The 13,239-nt window shown below is 49.8% G+C and carries 12 protein-coding genes; all 12 read left to right on the plus strand.

Annotated features, from left to right (window positions below):
* Nucleotides 1-262 precede the first annotated feature (262 nt).
* The 12 genes from ACYUJT_RS17640 (at nt 263) to ACYUJT_RS17695 (ending at nt 13,178) form a co-directional block, all read left to right on the plus strand.
* Entirely contained in the window at nt 263-3,937 is a 3,675-nt protein-coding gene (locus ACYUJT_RS17640) for a nitrate reductase subunit alpha (RefSeq protein ID WP_460324566.1), read from the plus strand.
* The gene (narH, locus tag ACYUJT_RS17645; protein WP_460324568.1) at nt 3,927-5,459 is read left to right on the plus strand and encodes a nitrate reductase subunit beta; all 1,533 of its coding nucleotides are present in this window, start codon (nt 3,927-3,929) and stop codon (nt 5,457-5,459) included. Before ACYUJT_RS17640 ends, narH begins: the two co-directional genes overlap by 11 nt.
* Entirely contained in the window at nt 5,452-6,021 is a 570-nt protein-coding gene (narJ, locus tag ACYUJT_RS17650) for a nitrate reductase molybdenum cofactor assembly chaperone (protein ID WP_460324570.1), read from the plus strand. The genes narH and narJ overlap by 8 nt, the downstream gene beginning before the upstream one ends.
* Nucleotides 6,018-6,710 carry a respiratory nitrate reductase subunit gamma gene (narI, locus tag ACYUJT_RS17655; protein ID WP_460324572.1) on the plus strand — a complete coding sequence of 231 codons (693 nt, stop codon included), beginning with the start codon at nt 6,018-6,020 and terminating at the stop codon, nt 6,708-6,710. Before narJ ends, narI begins: the two co-directional genes overlap by 4 nt.
* 51 nt (nt 6,711-6,761) lie before the next feature.
* Nucleotides 6,762-7,226 (plus strand): GAF domain-containing protein, encoded by a 465-nt coding sequence (locus ACYUJT_RS17660; RefSeq protein ID WP_460324574.1) that lies wholly within the window; start codon nt 6,762-6,764, stop codon nt 7,224-7,226.
* A gap of 20 nt (nt 7,227-7,246) precedes the next feature.
* Nucleotides 7,247-8,296, plus strand: a complete 1,050-nt coding sequence (locus tag ACYUJT_RS17665; protein WP_460324815.1) for a sensor histidine kinase — start codon at nt 7,247-7,249, stop codon at nt 8,294-8,296.
* The gene (locus tag ACYUJT_RS17670; protein WP_460324576.1) at nt 8,293-8,940 is read left to right on the plus strand and encodes a response regulator transcription factor; all 648 of its coding nucleotides are present in this window, start codon (nt 8,293-8,295) and stop codon (nt 8,938-8,940) included. The genes ACYUJT_RS17665 and ACYUJT_RS17670 overlap by 4 nt, the downstream gene beginning before the upstream one ends.
* Before the next feature lie 186 nt (nt 8,941-9,126).
* Nucleotides 9,127-10,617 (plus strand): nitrate/nitrite transporter, encoded by a 1,491-nt coding sequence (locus tag ACYUJT_RS17675; RefSeq protein ID WP_460324578.1) that lies wholly within the window; start codon nt 9,127-9,129, stop codon nt 10,615-10,617.
* A 65-nt stretch (nt 10,618-10,682) separates the two neighbouring features.
* On the plus strand, nt 10,683-11,129 hold the full coding sequence (locus ACYUJT_RS17680) for a molybdenum cofactor biosynthesis protein MoaE (RefSeq protein ID WP_460324580.1): 447 nt from the start codon (nt 10,683-10,685) through the stop codon (nt 11,127-11,129).
* On the plus strand, nt 11,126-11,359 hold the full coding sequence (gene moaD, locus ACYUJT_RS17685; protein ID WP_460324582.1) for a molybdopterin converting factor subunit 1: 234 nt from the start codon (nt 11,126-11,128) through the stop codon (nt 11,357-11,359). Before ACYUJT_RS17680 ends, moaD begins: the two co-directional genes overlap by 4 nt.
* 42 nt (nt 11,360-11,401) lie before the next feature.
* Entirely contained in the window at nt 11,402-12,418 is a 1,017-nt protein-coding gene (gene moaA / locus ACYUJT_RS17690; RefSeq protein WP_460324584.1) for a GTP 3',8-cyclase MoaA, read from the plus strand.
* Between the two features lie 34 nt (nt 12,419-12,452).
* Nucleotides 12,453-13,178 (plus strand): YwiC-like family protein, encoded by a 726-nt coding sequence (locus ACYUJT_RS17695; RefSeq protein WP_460324586.1) that lies wholly within the window; start codon nt 12,453-12,455, stop codon nt 13,176-13,178.
* The last annotated feature ends 61 nt before the right edge of the window (nt 13,179-13,239 follow it).

The following is a 13,239-nucleotide window of genomic DNA, read 5'->3' on the forward strand; positions in this document are numbered from 1 at the left end:
ACATACAAACTCCCTTTCAAGTTATGATTCAGAATCGCTGGACGATTCGCGTTTCATTATAAGTGGTTGCGGCCTGGGAAGTAAACCCTGTTTGCCCCAAAAAGGCGATTCCTAAGAGAAAGAGGGATTTCCCCGAAACGATATTAGGAGTTCCCCTTATAGGAATGAGAATGGCTCCCTTTCATAATTAACATATAAGAATAGACAAATTATTGATTCCCGTCATAATCTTTGTCATTCGGCAGAAGGAGTGATTCGTCCAGTGAAACGGAAATTCGGACTGAGGTTTTTTAAGCCGACAGAAAGCTACTCTGATAATTGGTCGATTCTTGAAGAGAAGGATCGTACTTGGGAGAATATGTACCGCGGGCGTTGGGCGCATGACAAGGTTGTCCGCACGACGCATGGCGTTAATTGCACTGGCTCATGCAGCTGGAAGGTATTCGTGAAGAATGGAATCATTACCTGGGAAAATCAGCAGATTGATTATCCATCATGCGGCCCGGATATGCCTGAATTTGAACCGCGCGGCTGTCCGCGCGGCGCTTCGTTTTCGTGGTATGAGTATAGTCCTTTGAGAGTGAAGTATCCGTATATGCGGGGCCGTCTCTTAAGAATGTGGAAGCAAGCCTTAAAGGAAACGGCGGATCCGGTAGCCGCCTGGGCAAGCATTGTGGAAAATCCGGAAAAGGCGAGATCCTATAAGCAGGCCAGAGGAAAAGGGGGCCATGTCCGCGTCTCCTGGGAGGATGCAACGCAGTTGATCGCAGCCCAGCTCATTTATACGATCCACAAGTACGGTCCGGACCGTATTGCCGGCTTCACGCCGATTCCGGCGATGTCGATGATCAGCTATGCTTCTGGCGCCCGGTTCATCTCGTTATTAGGCGGCGAAATGCTTAGTTTCTATGATTGGTATGCCGACCTTCCGCCCGCTTCGCCGCAAATTTGGGGCGAGCAGACAGATGTACCAGAGTCCAGCGATTGGTACAACGCAGGCTACTTGATCATGTGGGGCTCTAACGTGCCGCTAACGCGCACACCCGACGCCCATTTTATGACTGAGGTTCGCTATAAGGGCACCAAAGTGGTGTCGGTAGCGCCGGATTATGCGGAAAACGTCAAGTTCGCAGACAACTGGCTGGCGCCGAATCCGGGGACGGACGCCGCGATTGCCCAAGCGATGGCCCATGTTATTTTGAGTGAATTCTATCATGAGCGTCAGGAGCCGATGTTCCTTGACTATGCCAAACAATATACAGATATGCCGTTCCTTATTCTTCTGGATTCGCATGAAGACAGCTACAAAGCGGGGCGCTTCCTGCGGGCCAGTGATTTAGGAGATACATCGCAGCATGCGGAGTGGAAGCCAGTCATTCTCGATGAAGCCACAGATGAGATTACAGTTCCCAATGGAACGATGGGGCAGCGTTGGGAGAAGGACAAGAAGTGGAATCTGATTCTGGAGCGCGAAGACGGTACGAAGATCATGCCGGCGCTGTCCGTGGAAGCCTGCGGCGCGCAGTGGGAAGAGATAGTGTTCCCGTTTTTTGATCATACCGGAAACGGAACTTTCAGGCGTTCGATCCCGGTTCGGAAAATCCAGTTGGCCGATGGAACAGAACGTCTCGCTGTTACTGTGTACGATTTAATGCTGAGTCAATATGGCGTGCGGCGCAGCGGCAGTGAGCATGAAGCGGCTGGGTATGATGACACAGCTACGCATTATACACCCGCATGGCAGGAAGCCATCACAGGGGTCAAGCCTTCCATCGTCATTCAAATTGCCCGCGAATTCGCCCAGAATTCATTGGATACCGGGGGACGCTCCATGATTATTATGGGCGCCGGGATTAATCATTGGTTTAACAGTGATACGATCTACCGTTCCATTCTGAATCTGGTTGTATTGACGGCGTCACAGGGGGTGAACGGCGGGGGCTGGGCGCATTATGTAGGTCAGGAGAAATGTCGTCCGATTGAAGGCTGGTCCACGGTTGCCTTTGCCAAGGATTGGCAGGGTTCTTCGCGCCAGCAGAATGCCACGTCGTTCTTCTATTTTGCAACAGATCAATGGAAATACGAGGAGATGGGTACCGATTCATTAAAATCGCCCACCGGCGGAGAAGTTCGCTACCAGCACCCTGCAGATTACAACGTGCTTGCGGCTCGTTTGGGCTGGTTGCCGTCCTATCCGCAATTCAACAAGAGCAGTCTGGCCTTGGCCGAGGAAGCTATACAGCAAGGAAAAATAGATCACAGCAGCATTATTCAACACACCTTGGATCAAATCGTGTCCGGGGACACCAAGTTCGCTATTGAAGACCCGGATGCGCCGGAAAATTTCCCTCGCTCCTTATTTGTGTGGCGTTCGAATTTGATATCAAGCTCGGCGAAGGGGCAGGAGTATTTCATGAAGCACTTGCTCGGTGCCGCCGATGGGCTGTTGTCTACGCCGAATGAGGAGGAGAAACCCGAAGAAATCACCTGGCGCGAAGATGTCGAAGGAAAGCTGGATTTGCTCATCGCCTTGGATTTCCGAATGACATCGACACCGATGTATGCCGATATCGTATTGCCTGCGGCGACCTGGTATGAGAAGACAGATTTGTCTTCCACGGATATGCATCCGTTCGTGCACCCGTTTAACCCGGCGGTCGATCCATTGTGGGAATCCCGTTCGGACTGGGATATCTACCGGACGATTGCCAGCGTCTTCTCAGACATGGCGAAGCAGCATCTTCCCGGCGTATATAAGGATGTCGTAACTACGCCGCTTGCTCATGATTCCGTGAATGAAATTGCCCAGCCTTTCGGCGTCATCAAGGATTGGCATAAAGGGGAAATTGAGCCGATCCCCGGCAAGACTATGCCGAATCTGACCATTGTTGAACGTGACTACACGAAGATCTATGACAAATATATTACCCTTGGACCGAATTTGAGCACAGGCAAGGTGGGGGCTCACGGTGTCAGCTTCTCTGTGGCCGAGGAATATGAGGAGTTGAAGCGCATCAACGGCACTTATCATGATGATTCGATCAAAAATGGGCTGCCGAAGCTCCAGACCGCTCGTCATGCTGCTGATGCGATCTTGAATCTATCGTCCGCCACGAATGGCAAAGTGTCTCAGCGCGCATGGGAATCGGCAGAGCAGGATACGGGTGTTGCGCTTAAAGATATTTCCGCCGACCGGGCAGCCGAGCGAATTACGTTCCAGAGCATTACAGTACAGCCGCGGGAAGTCATTCCAACCCCGGTATTCAGCGGATCCAATAAAATGGGACGGCGTTATTCCCCATTCACAACGAATATCGAACGCCTCGTGCCATTCCGTACGCTTACAGGCAGACAGCATTTCTATATCGATCATGAGTTGTTCCTGCAATTCGGCGAAGCATTGCCGGTCTATAAGCCGACCTTGCCGCCGATGGTGTTTGGCCCTCGGGACAAGCAAATTGCCGGCGGTACGGATGCGCTTGTACTTCGCTACTTAACGCCGCATGGCAAATGGAATATTCACAGCATGTATCAGGATAATCTCCATATGCTGACCTTGTTCCGCGGCGGCCCGACGGTCTGGATCAACGACGAGGATGCCGCTGCCCATCAGATTCAAGATAATGATTGGCTTGAAGTATATAACCGTAACGGCGTTGTTACAGCGCGGGCCGTCGTTAGCCATCGTATGCCGAAAGGCACGATGTTCATGTATCATGCGCAGGATAAGCATATTAACGTGCCGGGATCCGAGATTACGAAGGAACGCGGCGGAAGCCACAATGCACCGACGAGAATTCACGTTAAGCCGACACAAATGGTAGGCGGATATGCTCAACTCAGCTATGGCTTCAACTATTACGGACCGATCGGGAACCAGCGGGATGTCTATGTTGCGGTCCGTAAGATGAAGGAGGTTGACTGGCTTGAAGATTAAAGCACAAATCGCGATGGTCATGAATTTGGACAAATGTATAGGGTGCCATACCTGCAGCGTGACCTGCAAGAGCACCTGGACGAACCGTCCAGGCGCGGAATATATGTGGTTCAACAATGTTGAGACGAAGCCGGGCATCGGGTATCCGAAGCGCTGGGAGGATCAGGAGCAGTATAAAGGGGGCTGGACGCTGAAGAATGGGAAGCTTGAATTGAAATCCGGGAACAAGCTGTCCAAGATTGCCCTCGGCAAAATTTTTCACAACCCGGATATGCCTGAGATGAAGGACTACTACGAACCATGGAACTACAACTATGAACATCTTACGAATGCAGGCGAGAAGAAGCACCAGCCGGTTGCCCGTCCGAAGTCGGCGATTACGGGCGACAATATGGAGCTGGAATGGGGGCCGAACTGGGAGGACGATCTGGCGGGTGCCCATGTTACGGGGCCGAAGGATCCGAACATCGAGAAGATCGAAGAAGAGATTAAATTCAATTTCGAGCAGGCCTTCATGATGTATTTGCCGCGTCTTTGCGAGCACTGCCTGAACCCGAGCTGCGTGGCGTCCTGCCCGTCGGGAGCGATGTACAAGCGCGACGAGGACGGTATCGTCCTTGTCGACCAGGAGGCTTGCCGCGGCTGGCGTTATTGCATGACGGGCTGCCCGTACAAGAAAGTATACTTCAACTGGCAGACGAATAAGGCGGAGAAGTGCACCTTCTGCTTCCCGCGGATCGAAGCTGGGCTTCCGACGGTATGCTCCGAGACATGCACGGGACGTATCCGCTACCTTGGCGTATTGCTGTACGATGCCGACCGGGTGCAGGAGGCGGCTTCCATGCCGGACGAGAAGGATCTGTATCAGGCTCAATGCGATTTGTTCCTTGATCCGAATGATCCCGCAGTTATCGCGCAGGCCCGTGCAGACGGCATAACGGAGGAGTGGCTTGAGGCAGCCCAGAATTCGCCGGTTTACAAACTCGCGATTGAATACAAGCTGGCTTTCCCGCTGCATCCAGAATACCGGACACTGCCGATGGTATGGTACGTACCGCCGCTGAGCCCGATTATGAATTATTTCGAAGGCAAGGATTCGATTCAAAACCCGGATATGATCTTCCCGGCGATCGAAGAAATGAGAACTCCAATCCAATATTTAGCCAACATGCTAACCGCCGGCGAGCCTGAACCCGTAAAAGAATCGCTGCAGCGTCTGGCGATGATGCGTTCGTATATGAGATCTACGCAGACGGGCAAAGCATTCGACGAGGGACGGCTGAATCGCCTGGGGTTAACCACGCACCAGACCGAGCAAATCTATCGCTTGCTGGCTATTGCCAAATATGAGGATCGATTCGTAATCCCGACATCACATAAAGAAACGTATTTGGACACTTATCACGCCCAAGGCTCCGCGGGCTTCGGGATGGATTGCGGGGGCTGTGGAATTAGCGGATCAAGCGGAACGAACAGTGCGAAAGAAGAAGATCACTTCTATGGGGGAATTTGGCGTGATTAATCTCGAGAAGCTGTATGAATATAAGCATATATTCGGTTTTTTCGCCCAGCAGTTAACGTACCCGGAGAAACTTCATTACCATCCGTCCGTTATCGAAGAACTGCTAACCCCGGATGACCCGGCTTATGAGCATGTCGGGCGATTCTGGGATTTGATGCAGGACTGCAGCATGGAGCAACTTGAAGAGCTGTACGTACAGACCTTTGATTTTCAGAAGGATTCGACCTTATATATGACTTATTTCAAATTTGAAGATACAAAAGAACGCGGGCAGATGCTGGCCAAACTGAAAATCCTGTATCAAATGTTCGCGCTGGAAATGCCGGATCATGAGCTGTCCGATTATTTGCCGCTGATGTGCGAGTTTATCTACGCTGCAAACTGGGAAGGAAATGCGCAGGCGGAGAAGGATTTTAGCGTGCTGGCAGGCGTCATTGAGGATGGCACCTATCATTTGCTGAAATCGCTAGAAAAAAACGAAAATCCCTACTGCCATCTGATCAAGGGCTTGCGGGAAACGCTGAAGGCTTGCGTCAGACTGGAGGTGCCAAACGAGCGATGAGCTTATTGGATCAATTTCTGTGGGTGATTTTCCCGTATCTTTGCCTCGTATTATTCGTTGTGGGCCACATATACCGTTATCGTCATGATCAATTCCACTGGACAGCCAAGTCCAGCGAATTTATCGAGAAGAAGCATCTGAGGCTCGGCAGCTTGATGTTCCATCTTGGCATCATTCCCGTTGTATTCGGACATATCGCCGGTTTAGGAATTCCAAAAGAATGGATACAGTCCCTTGGGATTAGTGATCACCTGTATCACCTTGGGGCGACGTATATCGGAGGATTGTTCGGCTTCATCACATTGGGAGGAATGCTGCTGCTGACCGCCCGGCGCCTGACGATCAAAAGTGTAAGGAAATTAAGCTCCGCCTCGGACATTATCGTAAATCTGGTATTGCTATTTATTGTCATCATGGGCATGTACAGTACAATCGTGACCAATGCCGTCCAGCCTGACTTCGATTACCGCTCGACGATATCCGTGTGGTTCCGGAATTTGTTCATCCTTCGTCCTGAGGCTGGCTTCATGGCAGATGTGCCGATTTCGTTTAAAATTCACATGTTGGCCGCCTTCTTCATCTTTGCGATGTGGCCATTTACAAGGCTGGTTCACGTCTGGAGCGTTCCATTGAATTATGTGGGGAGAAGTTATATCCTATACAGAAAGAACCGTAAACAAGGAATGTAGAGAGAAGGCTTGACGCCTTCTTTCTTTTCAATAAGCAGGGGTGTAAATAGGATGAAGGATGAACTGAATTTTGATTGTCAGCAAGCGATTGATTCCCTTCGGGAACGATTTGCTTTTGATTTTGTCTCGATTGCGCTTGTTCAATCTGCAGCCGATCAATTTGTGCTGACCTGGCAGTACGCATCAGGCAATTTGAACGAACGTTATAAGCGGATTGTACTGCATACGGGCAAAGGGATCGCTGGTATGGTGTTCAAGACGGGAAAGCCGATGATCATTCAAAATATAGCCGAAGAACTCGATCCTAACGATTTGTTCAATTATCCGATTATCGTCGCGGAGCAGCTTCAAACCGTATGCGCCATCCCTCTATGGAAGGAAAGCCGTGTGGATGGTGTTTTGTTAGTAGGCTTTCGAGAAGGAAATCGGTTAACTTCTGCCTTGCTCGATGAATTCAGGCAATATCTAGACCCGTCATTCGGCCCCTATTTCACCAGAGAGCTGGTAGAGGAGTGAGCCCTTTGCTTGATATCCCAATGTCCGATCTGCTAAGGAGCATGTATAAGAATAGCAGCGAGGCCATATTCTTCGTCAATTCAGAGGGAGAAATCCTGTGTATGAATCCGGCCGCAGAGAATATCCTTGATCTGGATGTGATCGAACAGATGCATAAAGGAGAAGCGGTCTCGATTTGCAATTCCTGTGCAGGCTATACGAGTGAAGAGGCGATGATCTCCTGCGTGAATTGTTTCTTGCGAAATACGAAGGAAGACTTCTCCTCCTTTCAAGTTTATTTGAATACTCGGGGAAAAGGGCTCATTCCTTATGCAGCAAGCTTCCATGTGATCGATGAGGCGGAAGGCATCCGCGTCTTCATGCTGCTTAACTTAACGAAGCAATACCGGACTCAGGAAATGCTGTACCAGACCAATATGACCAAATATGTAATCAAAGCGCAGGAGGATGAGCGAAAGCGGATTTCGCGCGAGCTGCATGATAGTGTTGCTCAGGAGCTATTAAGCTCCCTCGTCGATTTGCGCGTTCTCAAATATATGAATGCCGATGAAGTCGTCCTGAACAAATTACAGCAGACAGAAGCCTCATTAACCCGGCTGCTCGATGATATCCGGCGGCTGGCCGTGGAACTGCGTCCGGCGTCATTGGACGATTTCGGACTGGAGGCGGCTTTTCGCTCCCATTTCAAATGGCTGGAGAAAAACTATGGGCTGCTGATTGATTTTAAGGCCGAGCTATCCGCTGCAAGGTACAGCAATGAGATAGAGACCGTCGTCTACCGGATTTGTCAGGAAGCGGTACTGAACGCGCTGAAATACGCGAATACGGACGAAATACAGGTCAGATTGTTTGAGGAGGCCGGAGAGCTGCAGCTTATCGTGCAGGATAAAGGCTCAGGCTTTCAGTTGAATACGAGGGACCCTGCAGGAACCGGACTCGGCTTGTTCGGTATGCGGGAGCGTGCTGAGCTTGTGCATGGCCAATTGATCATTTTATCGGAGATGGGCGTAGGAACGACGATCCATCTGCGTATTCCGTTGTCGCCAAACCAAGGAGGGGATAAGGAATGAAAATTGTCATCGCTGACGATCACGCCGTCGTTCGCAGCGGCTTCTCCATGATCCTGAATTATCAGCCCGACATGGAGGTCGTGGCCACGGCTGCGGATGGAATCGAGGCGTATCAAATGGTTGCCAAGCATAACCCTGACGTCTTATTGATGGATTTGAGCATGCCGCCGGGAGAAAGCGGATTGATAGCGACAGGCAAAATCAGCAGCGATTATCCCGACACGAAAATATTAATTCTCACTATGTACGACGATGAGGAGTACTTGTTCCATGTTCTCAAGAACGGGGCCGCAGGCTATGTGTTGAAAAATGCTCCGGATGAGGAGCTGCTGACAGCGATTCGCACCGTCCATCAGGGGGAAACGTATATTCATTCCAGAATGGCGACATCCCTTGTTAGAGAGTTCATTAAGAAGGATCAGGAGTCCAGTGATTCCGACCCTTTTAATCTGTTAACCAAGCGAGAGATAGAAGTTTTGCCACTGGTCGCTAAAGGCTATGGCAACAAAGAAATTGCGGAGAAATTGTTCATTTCCGTCAAGACGGTGGAAGTGCATAAGGCGAAAATCATGGAGAAGCTGGGCTTAAAGAGCCGCCCGGAATTGGTGGAATATGCCCTTAAGAAGAAGCTGCTCGATTTTTAATCCGAACATTTTCCGTACTTGCCTCCTACCCCACCATCATTCAATAGTTCAACTTATATAGAAGCGCACAAATATAGGGAATTCCTCCGAAGGATCAGGGGATTTCCCTATTATTTTTCTCTGCGTACTGCATTTAAAATAAGACATGGGAATCAATAATTCAGTACACAGGAATTAGGTGATCTGATGATTAAAAAAATGCAGCTGCCCTTGCAAACGATGAATTTAGTGCTTGGCTTTATGGTATGGGTTATCATTTCGGCGCTCATTCCATTTATTAAAGAAGATATTCAAATTCCAGCGGAAAAGCTGGCGATTCTCACGGCGATCCCTGTTGTACTAGGATCGGTTCTAAGAATCCCTTTCGGGTACTATGCCAATGTATTCGGAGCGCGTATCGTATTCTCGGTCAGCTTCGTTCTGCTGCTGTTCCCGGTATTCTATATCAGCGCGGCTTCTTCGTTTACCGATTTAGTCATCGGCGGTTTGTTTCTGGGGATTGGCGGCGCTGTATTCTCGGTGGGCGTAACGTCTTTACCGAAGTACTATCCGAAGGAGCGGCATGGGCTGGTTAACGGCGTGTACGGGATTGGCAATCTGGGTACGGCGATTACAACGTTCGCTGCGCCGGTTATCGCAACGCAAGTGGGCTGGTCGTTGACGGTAAAGCTTTATCTTGTTCTGCTATTGATATTTATCGCCTTGAACATAGTGTTTGGAGACCGCAAAGAAGTCAAAGTGAAGACCCCAATTATGGATGAAATCAAGGCGGTCTATAAAAGCGATAAGCTGTGGTTGTTCTCGCTTTTTTATTTCCTTACGTTTGGTTCGTTTGTGGCCTTCACCGTATACTTGCCAAATTTCCTTGTCTCTCACTTTGCATTGGAGAAAGTGGATGCAGGGATGCGTACGGCCGGATTTATCGCCCTGGCTACGTTTATGCGTCCGGTCGGCGGATGGCTTGGCGACAAGTTCAAACCGTTAATTTTATTAATGGGTATTTTTCTGGGACTGACGCTCTCCGGAATTGTACTTGCCTTCTCGCCTTCGATCGGGCTATATACCGTAGGGAGTTTAACTATAGCGTTGTGCGCGGGGCTGGGGAATGGCGTTATATTTAAGCTCGTCCCGCAATACTTCAACAAGCAGGCGGGAACAGTGAATGGCATCGTATCGATGATGGGTGGTCTAGGGGGCTTCTTCCCGCCGCTCATGCTCTCGATGATATATTCCATGACAGGACAGTATTCCATAGGGTTTATGGCATTGTCCCAAGTCGCTTTGGCAAGCTTGATTCTTGTCATATGGATGTATTATCAGGACCGGCTTGTCATGTCCAGCAAAGTGTTCCGCTATACAGGGCAAGGCATTCTAGTTACCGATTCCAAGGGAACGATTAGAAGCGTTAATCCTGCCTTCACCAAGCTGACGGGTTATGCCGAGGCTGAGGTTGTCGGCCATAAGCCGAGTATTTTAAAATCAGGAAAGCAGTCTAAACCATTTTACGAGGAAATGTGGAGTACAATTAGAGAAACGGGCCAATGGCAAGGAGAGATTTGGAACCGTCGGAAGAACGGAGAAGAATACCTGGAGTTTCTGACAATCAATGCAGTTAAAGACGATTCAGGGGAAGTCGTCCACTATGTTGGGTTGTTCAGCGATATTAGTGTATCGTGAAATAAGGGCGACTGGTCATTCGGCCGGTTGCTCTTCCCTATTTTGGCGTATAAGGTGGCTGTATCATGAAACGGTATGAGATTGTCGAGGGGCCTATAAATATTCAGAATGCTATAGATATGGTACTACATCCGGGTGCAGGCGCCGTAACGACGTTTACGGGGCATGTAAGGGAATGGACACACGGCGTCAGAACGATATACTTGGCTTATGAGGCTTATATCCCAATGGCGGAAAAGAAGCTGGCGCAAATCGGCTCTGAAATTGAAGAGAAATGGCCGGGTACGCGTGTGGCGATAGCCCATCGTATCGGTGAACTGCATATTTCCGATATTGCCGTCGTCATTGCGGTATCGTCACCGCATCGGAAGGCAGCTTACGAGGCAAATGAGTATGCGATTGAACGCATTAAAGAAATGGTGCCGATCTGGAAGAAGGAAATATGGGAAGACGGCGAGGAATGGATCGGAGATCAGAGGCAGAAGCCTGAACAAGGGGGGAGTACGGAATGATACGAGTGCTCTATTTTGCAGGTCTGCGCGATTTGACAGGAAAGTCGGAGGAGCTCATTGACCGCCCGGAGTGGACGGTTCGGGAGCTTACGGACTGGGTTATAGCAGCCTACCCGGAATTTAAGCATAAGGCCATATTTGTCGCTGTGAATGAAGAATATGCTCGTCCAGATGACGTCATTCAGGCCGGGGACACGGTCGCTATCATACCTCCGGTGAGCGGCGGTTGACCGCTGCGGCAATATAGGACTATAGAGAGGGGCAAATGTGAAATGACTACTGAACCGATCCGCGACCAACTGAATCGGCCTATCCGTGATTTGCGCATTTCAGTGACGGATCGCTGCAATTTTCGCTGCACCTACTGTATGCCCAAGGAAATTTTTGGAGACGATTATCCATTTCTGCCTAAAAGCGAGCTGCTGACGCTGGAAGAAATCTGCTGCTTAGCGCAGTTGTTTGCTTCTCTTGGCGTAAAGAAGATTCGTTTAACGGGCGGGGAGCCCTTGTTGCGTAGAGATTTACCGGAACTCGTTGGCAGGCTGGCGAACATAGAAGGGATCGAGGATATCGGTCTGACTACGAATGGCCTGCTGCTGAAGCAGTATGGTCAATCATTATATGATCAGGGTCTCCGAAGAGTGAATATTAGTCTAGATGCACTGAACCCGGAGCTGTTTGCGTATATGAATGGGCGGGGAATTAAACCGGCCGCTATTCTAGACAATATCGAGCATGCTAGACAGATAGGCTTTCAAATCAAGGTGAATATGGTAGTGCAAAAGGGCGTAAACGATCAGGAGATTCTCCCTATGGCCGCCTACTTTAAAGAGAAGGGGATCACGCTGTGCTTCATCGAATTTATGGATGTGGGCAACGATAACGCCTGGAGTCTGGAGCGCGTTGTCACCAAAAGGGATATTTATAATAAATTATCCGAGGTATACGAGCTGGAGGCCGTGGAGCCGCATTATTTCGGTGAAGTAGCGCAGAGATACCGGTATAAGGACGGCGAAGCCGAGCTCGGCTTTATTACCTCGGTGTCGGAGTCGTTCTGTTCGACGTGCACGCGTGCAAGGCTGTCATCGGAAGGGAAGTTCTATACTTGTCTGTTCGCCTCGAAGGGGTTTGACCTTCGCGAGCTTCTGCGGGGGGGCGCGTCCAAGGATGAGCTGCTTGCCGCTATTCGAAGCGTCTGGGGGCAGCGGGGTGACCGTTATTCGGATGAACGAACGGAACAGAGGGCCCTGCAGCGCAAGAAAATCAATATGTCCTATATTGGCGGCTAAATGAAAATGTATTGAGGAGAAGAGGTCTGAGCGTGTGAAGAAGCAGGGGATCATAATCCCCCATGAGCATGGGGGCTGGGCCATGGTCAGCGTTCCGTTCGTGATCGGAATGATGGCGGGACGGCCGCAGTGGATGCATCTGCCATTATTTCTGGCATGGCTATTTCTATACTTATCATCGTATCCCCTTCTACAATTGGTTAAGCGCAAAAAAGAGCGCAGACGCTTGATCACTTGGGGTGTGATTTATGGAGCCATTGCGCTATTATGCTTGATACCCGTTCTGATCAGCTTTCCAAAGCTATTCTATTTCGGGCCGATTTTGTGTGTCCTGCTGATAGTAAATATATGGCATGTGAAGCGAAAATCAGAAAGGGCCGTGTTGAATGATCTATGCGCTGTCCTGATCTTCTCCATCGGCGGGGCTGCCGCCTATTGGCTTGGCGGGGGCGGATGGGATCGCACCATGCTGCTGGTCGTTGTGTTCAACGTGCTTTTTTTCATGGGCAGCGTATTCTTTGTGAAGTCTGTATTTCGTGAGCGAACGAATGGGCGCTGGATCGCTTGCGCCAAAGTATTTCACGTACTCTTGCTGATCATTCCTTGGTTGCTAGGCTTGCCGTGGATGATGATTGCCTATTTGTTTCCTTTAATTCGTACTATTGCTTATGCGGGAAAAACATTACGTCCCATGAAAGTGGGAATCATAGAAATTATCGGTTCTGTGCAATATTTGCTGCTTGCTATTGTTGTGCTCTAAGCATGCTTGCTGTTTCGATGATCTCTCGGCGGGTTAATTTGTACCGTCAACGCAAATAGTA

The sequence above is a fragment of the Paenibacillus sp. YSY-4.3 genome (assembly GCF_054767475.1).

Bases quoted from the DNA above. Each gene is read 5' to 3' on its own strand.
- moaD (WP_460324582.1), top strand. From the start codon at position 11,126: ATGATACGAGTGCTCTATTTTGCAGGTCTGCGCGATTTGACAGGAAAG.
- ACYUJT_RS17660 (WP_460324574.1), top strand. From the start codon at position 6,762: ATGAAGGATGAACTGAATTTTGATTGTCAGCAAGCGATTGATTCCCTT.
- ACYUJT_RS17675 (WP_460324578.1), top strand. From the start codon at position 9,127: ATGATTAAAAAAATGCAGCTGCCCTTGCAAACGATGAATTTAGTGCTT.
- narI (WP_460324572.1), top strand. From the start codon at position 6,018: ATGAGCTTATTGGATCAATTTCTGTGGGTGATTTTCCCGTATCTTTGC.
- ACYUJT_RS17665 (WP_460324815.1), top strand. From the start codon at position 7,247: ATGTCCGATCTGCTAAGGAGCATGTATAAGAATAGCAGCGAGGCCATA.
- ACYUJT_RS17670 (WP_460324576.1), top strand. From the start codon at position 8,293: ATGAAAATTGTCATCGCTGACGATCACGCCGTCGTTCGCAGCGGCTTC.
- ACYUJT_RS17680 (WP_460324580.1), top strand. From the start codon at position 10,683: ATGAAACGGTATGAGATTGTCGAGGGGCCTATAAATATTCAGAATGCT.
- moaA (WP_460324584.1), top strand. From the start codon at position 11,402: ATGACTACTGAACCGATCCGCGACCAACTGAATCGGCCTATCCGTGAT.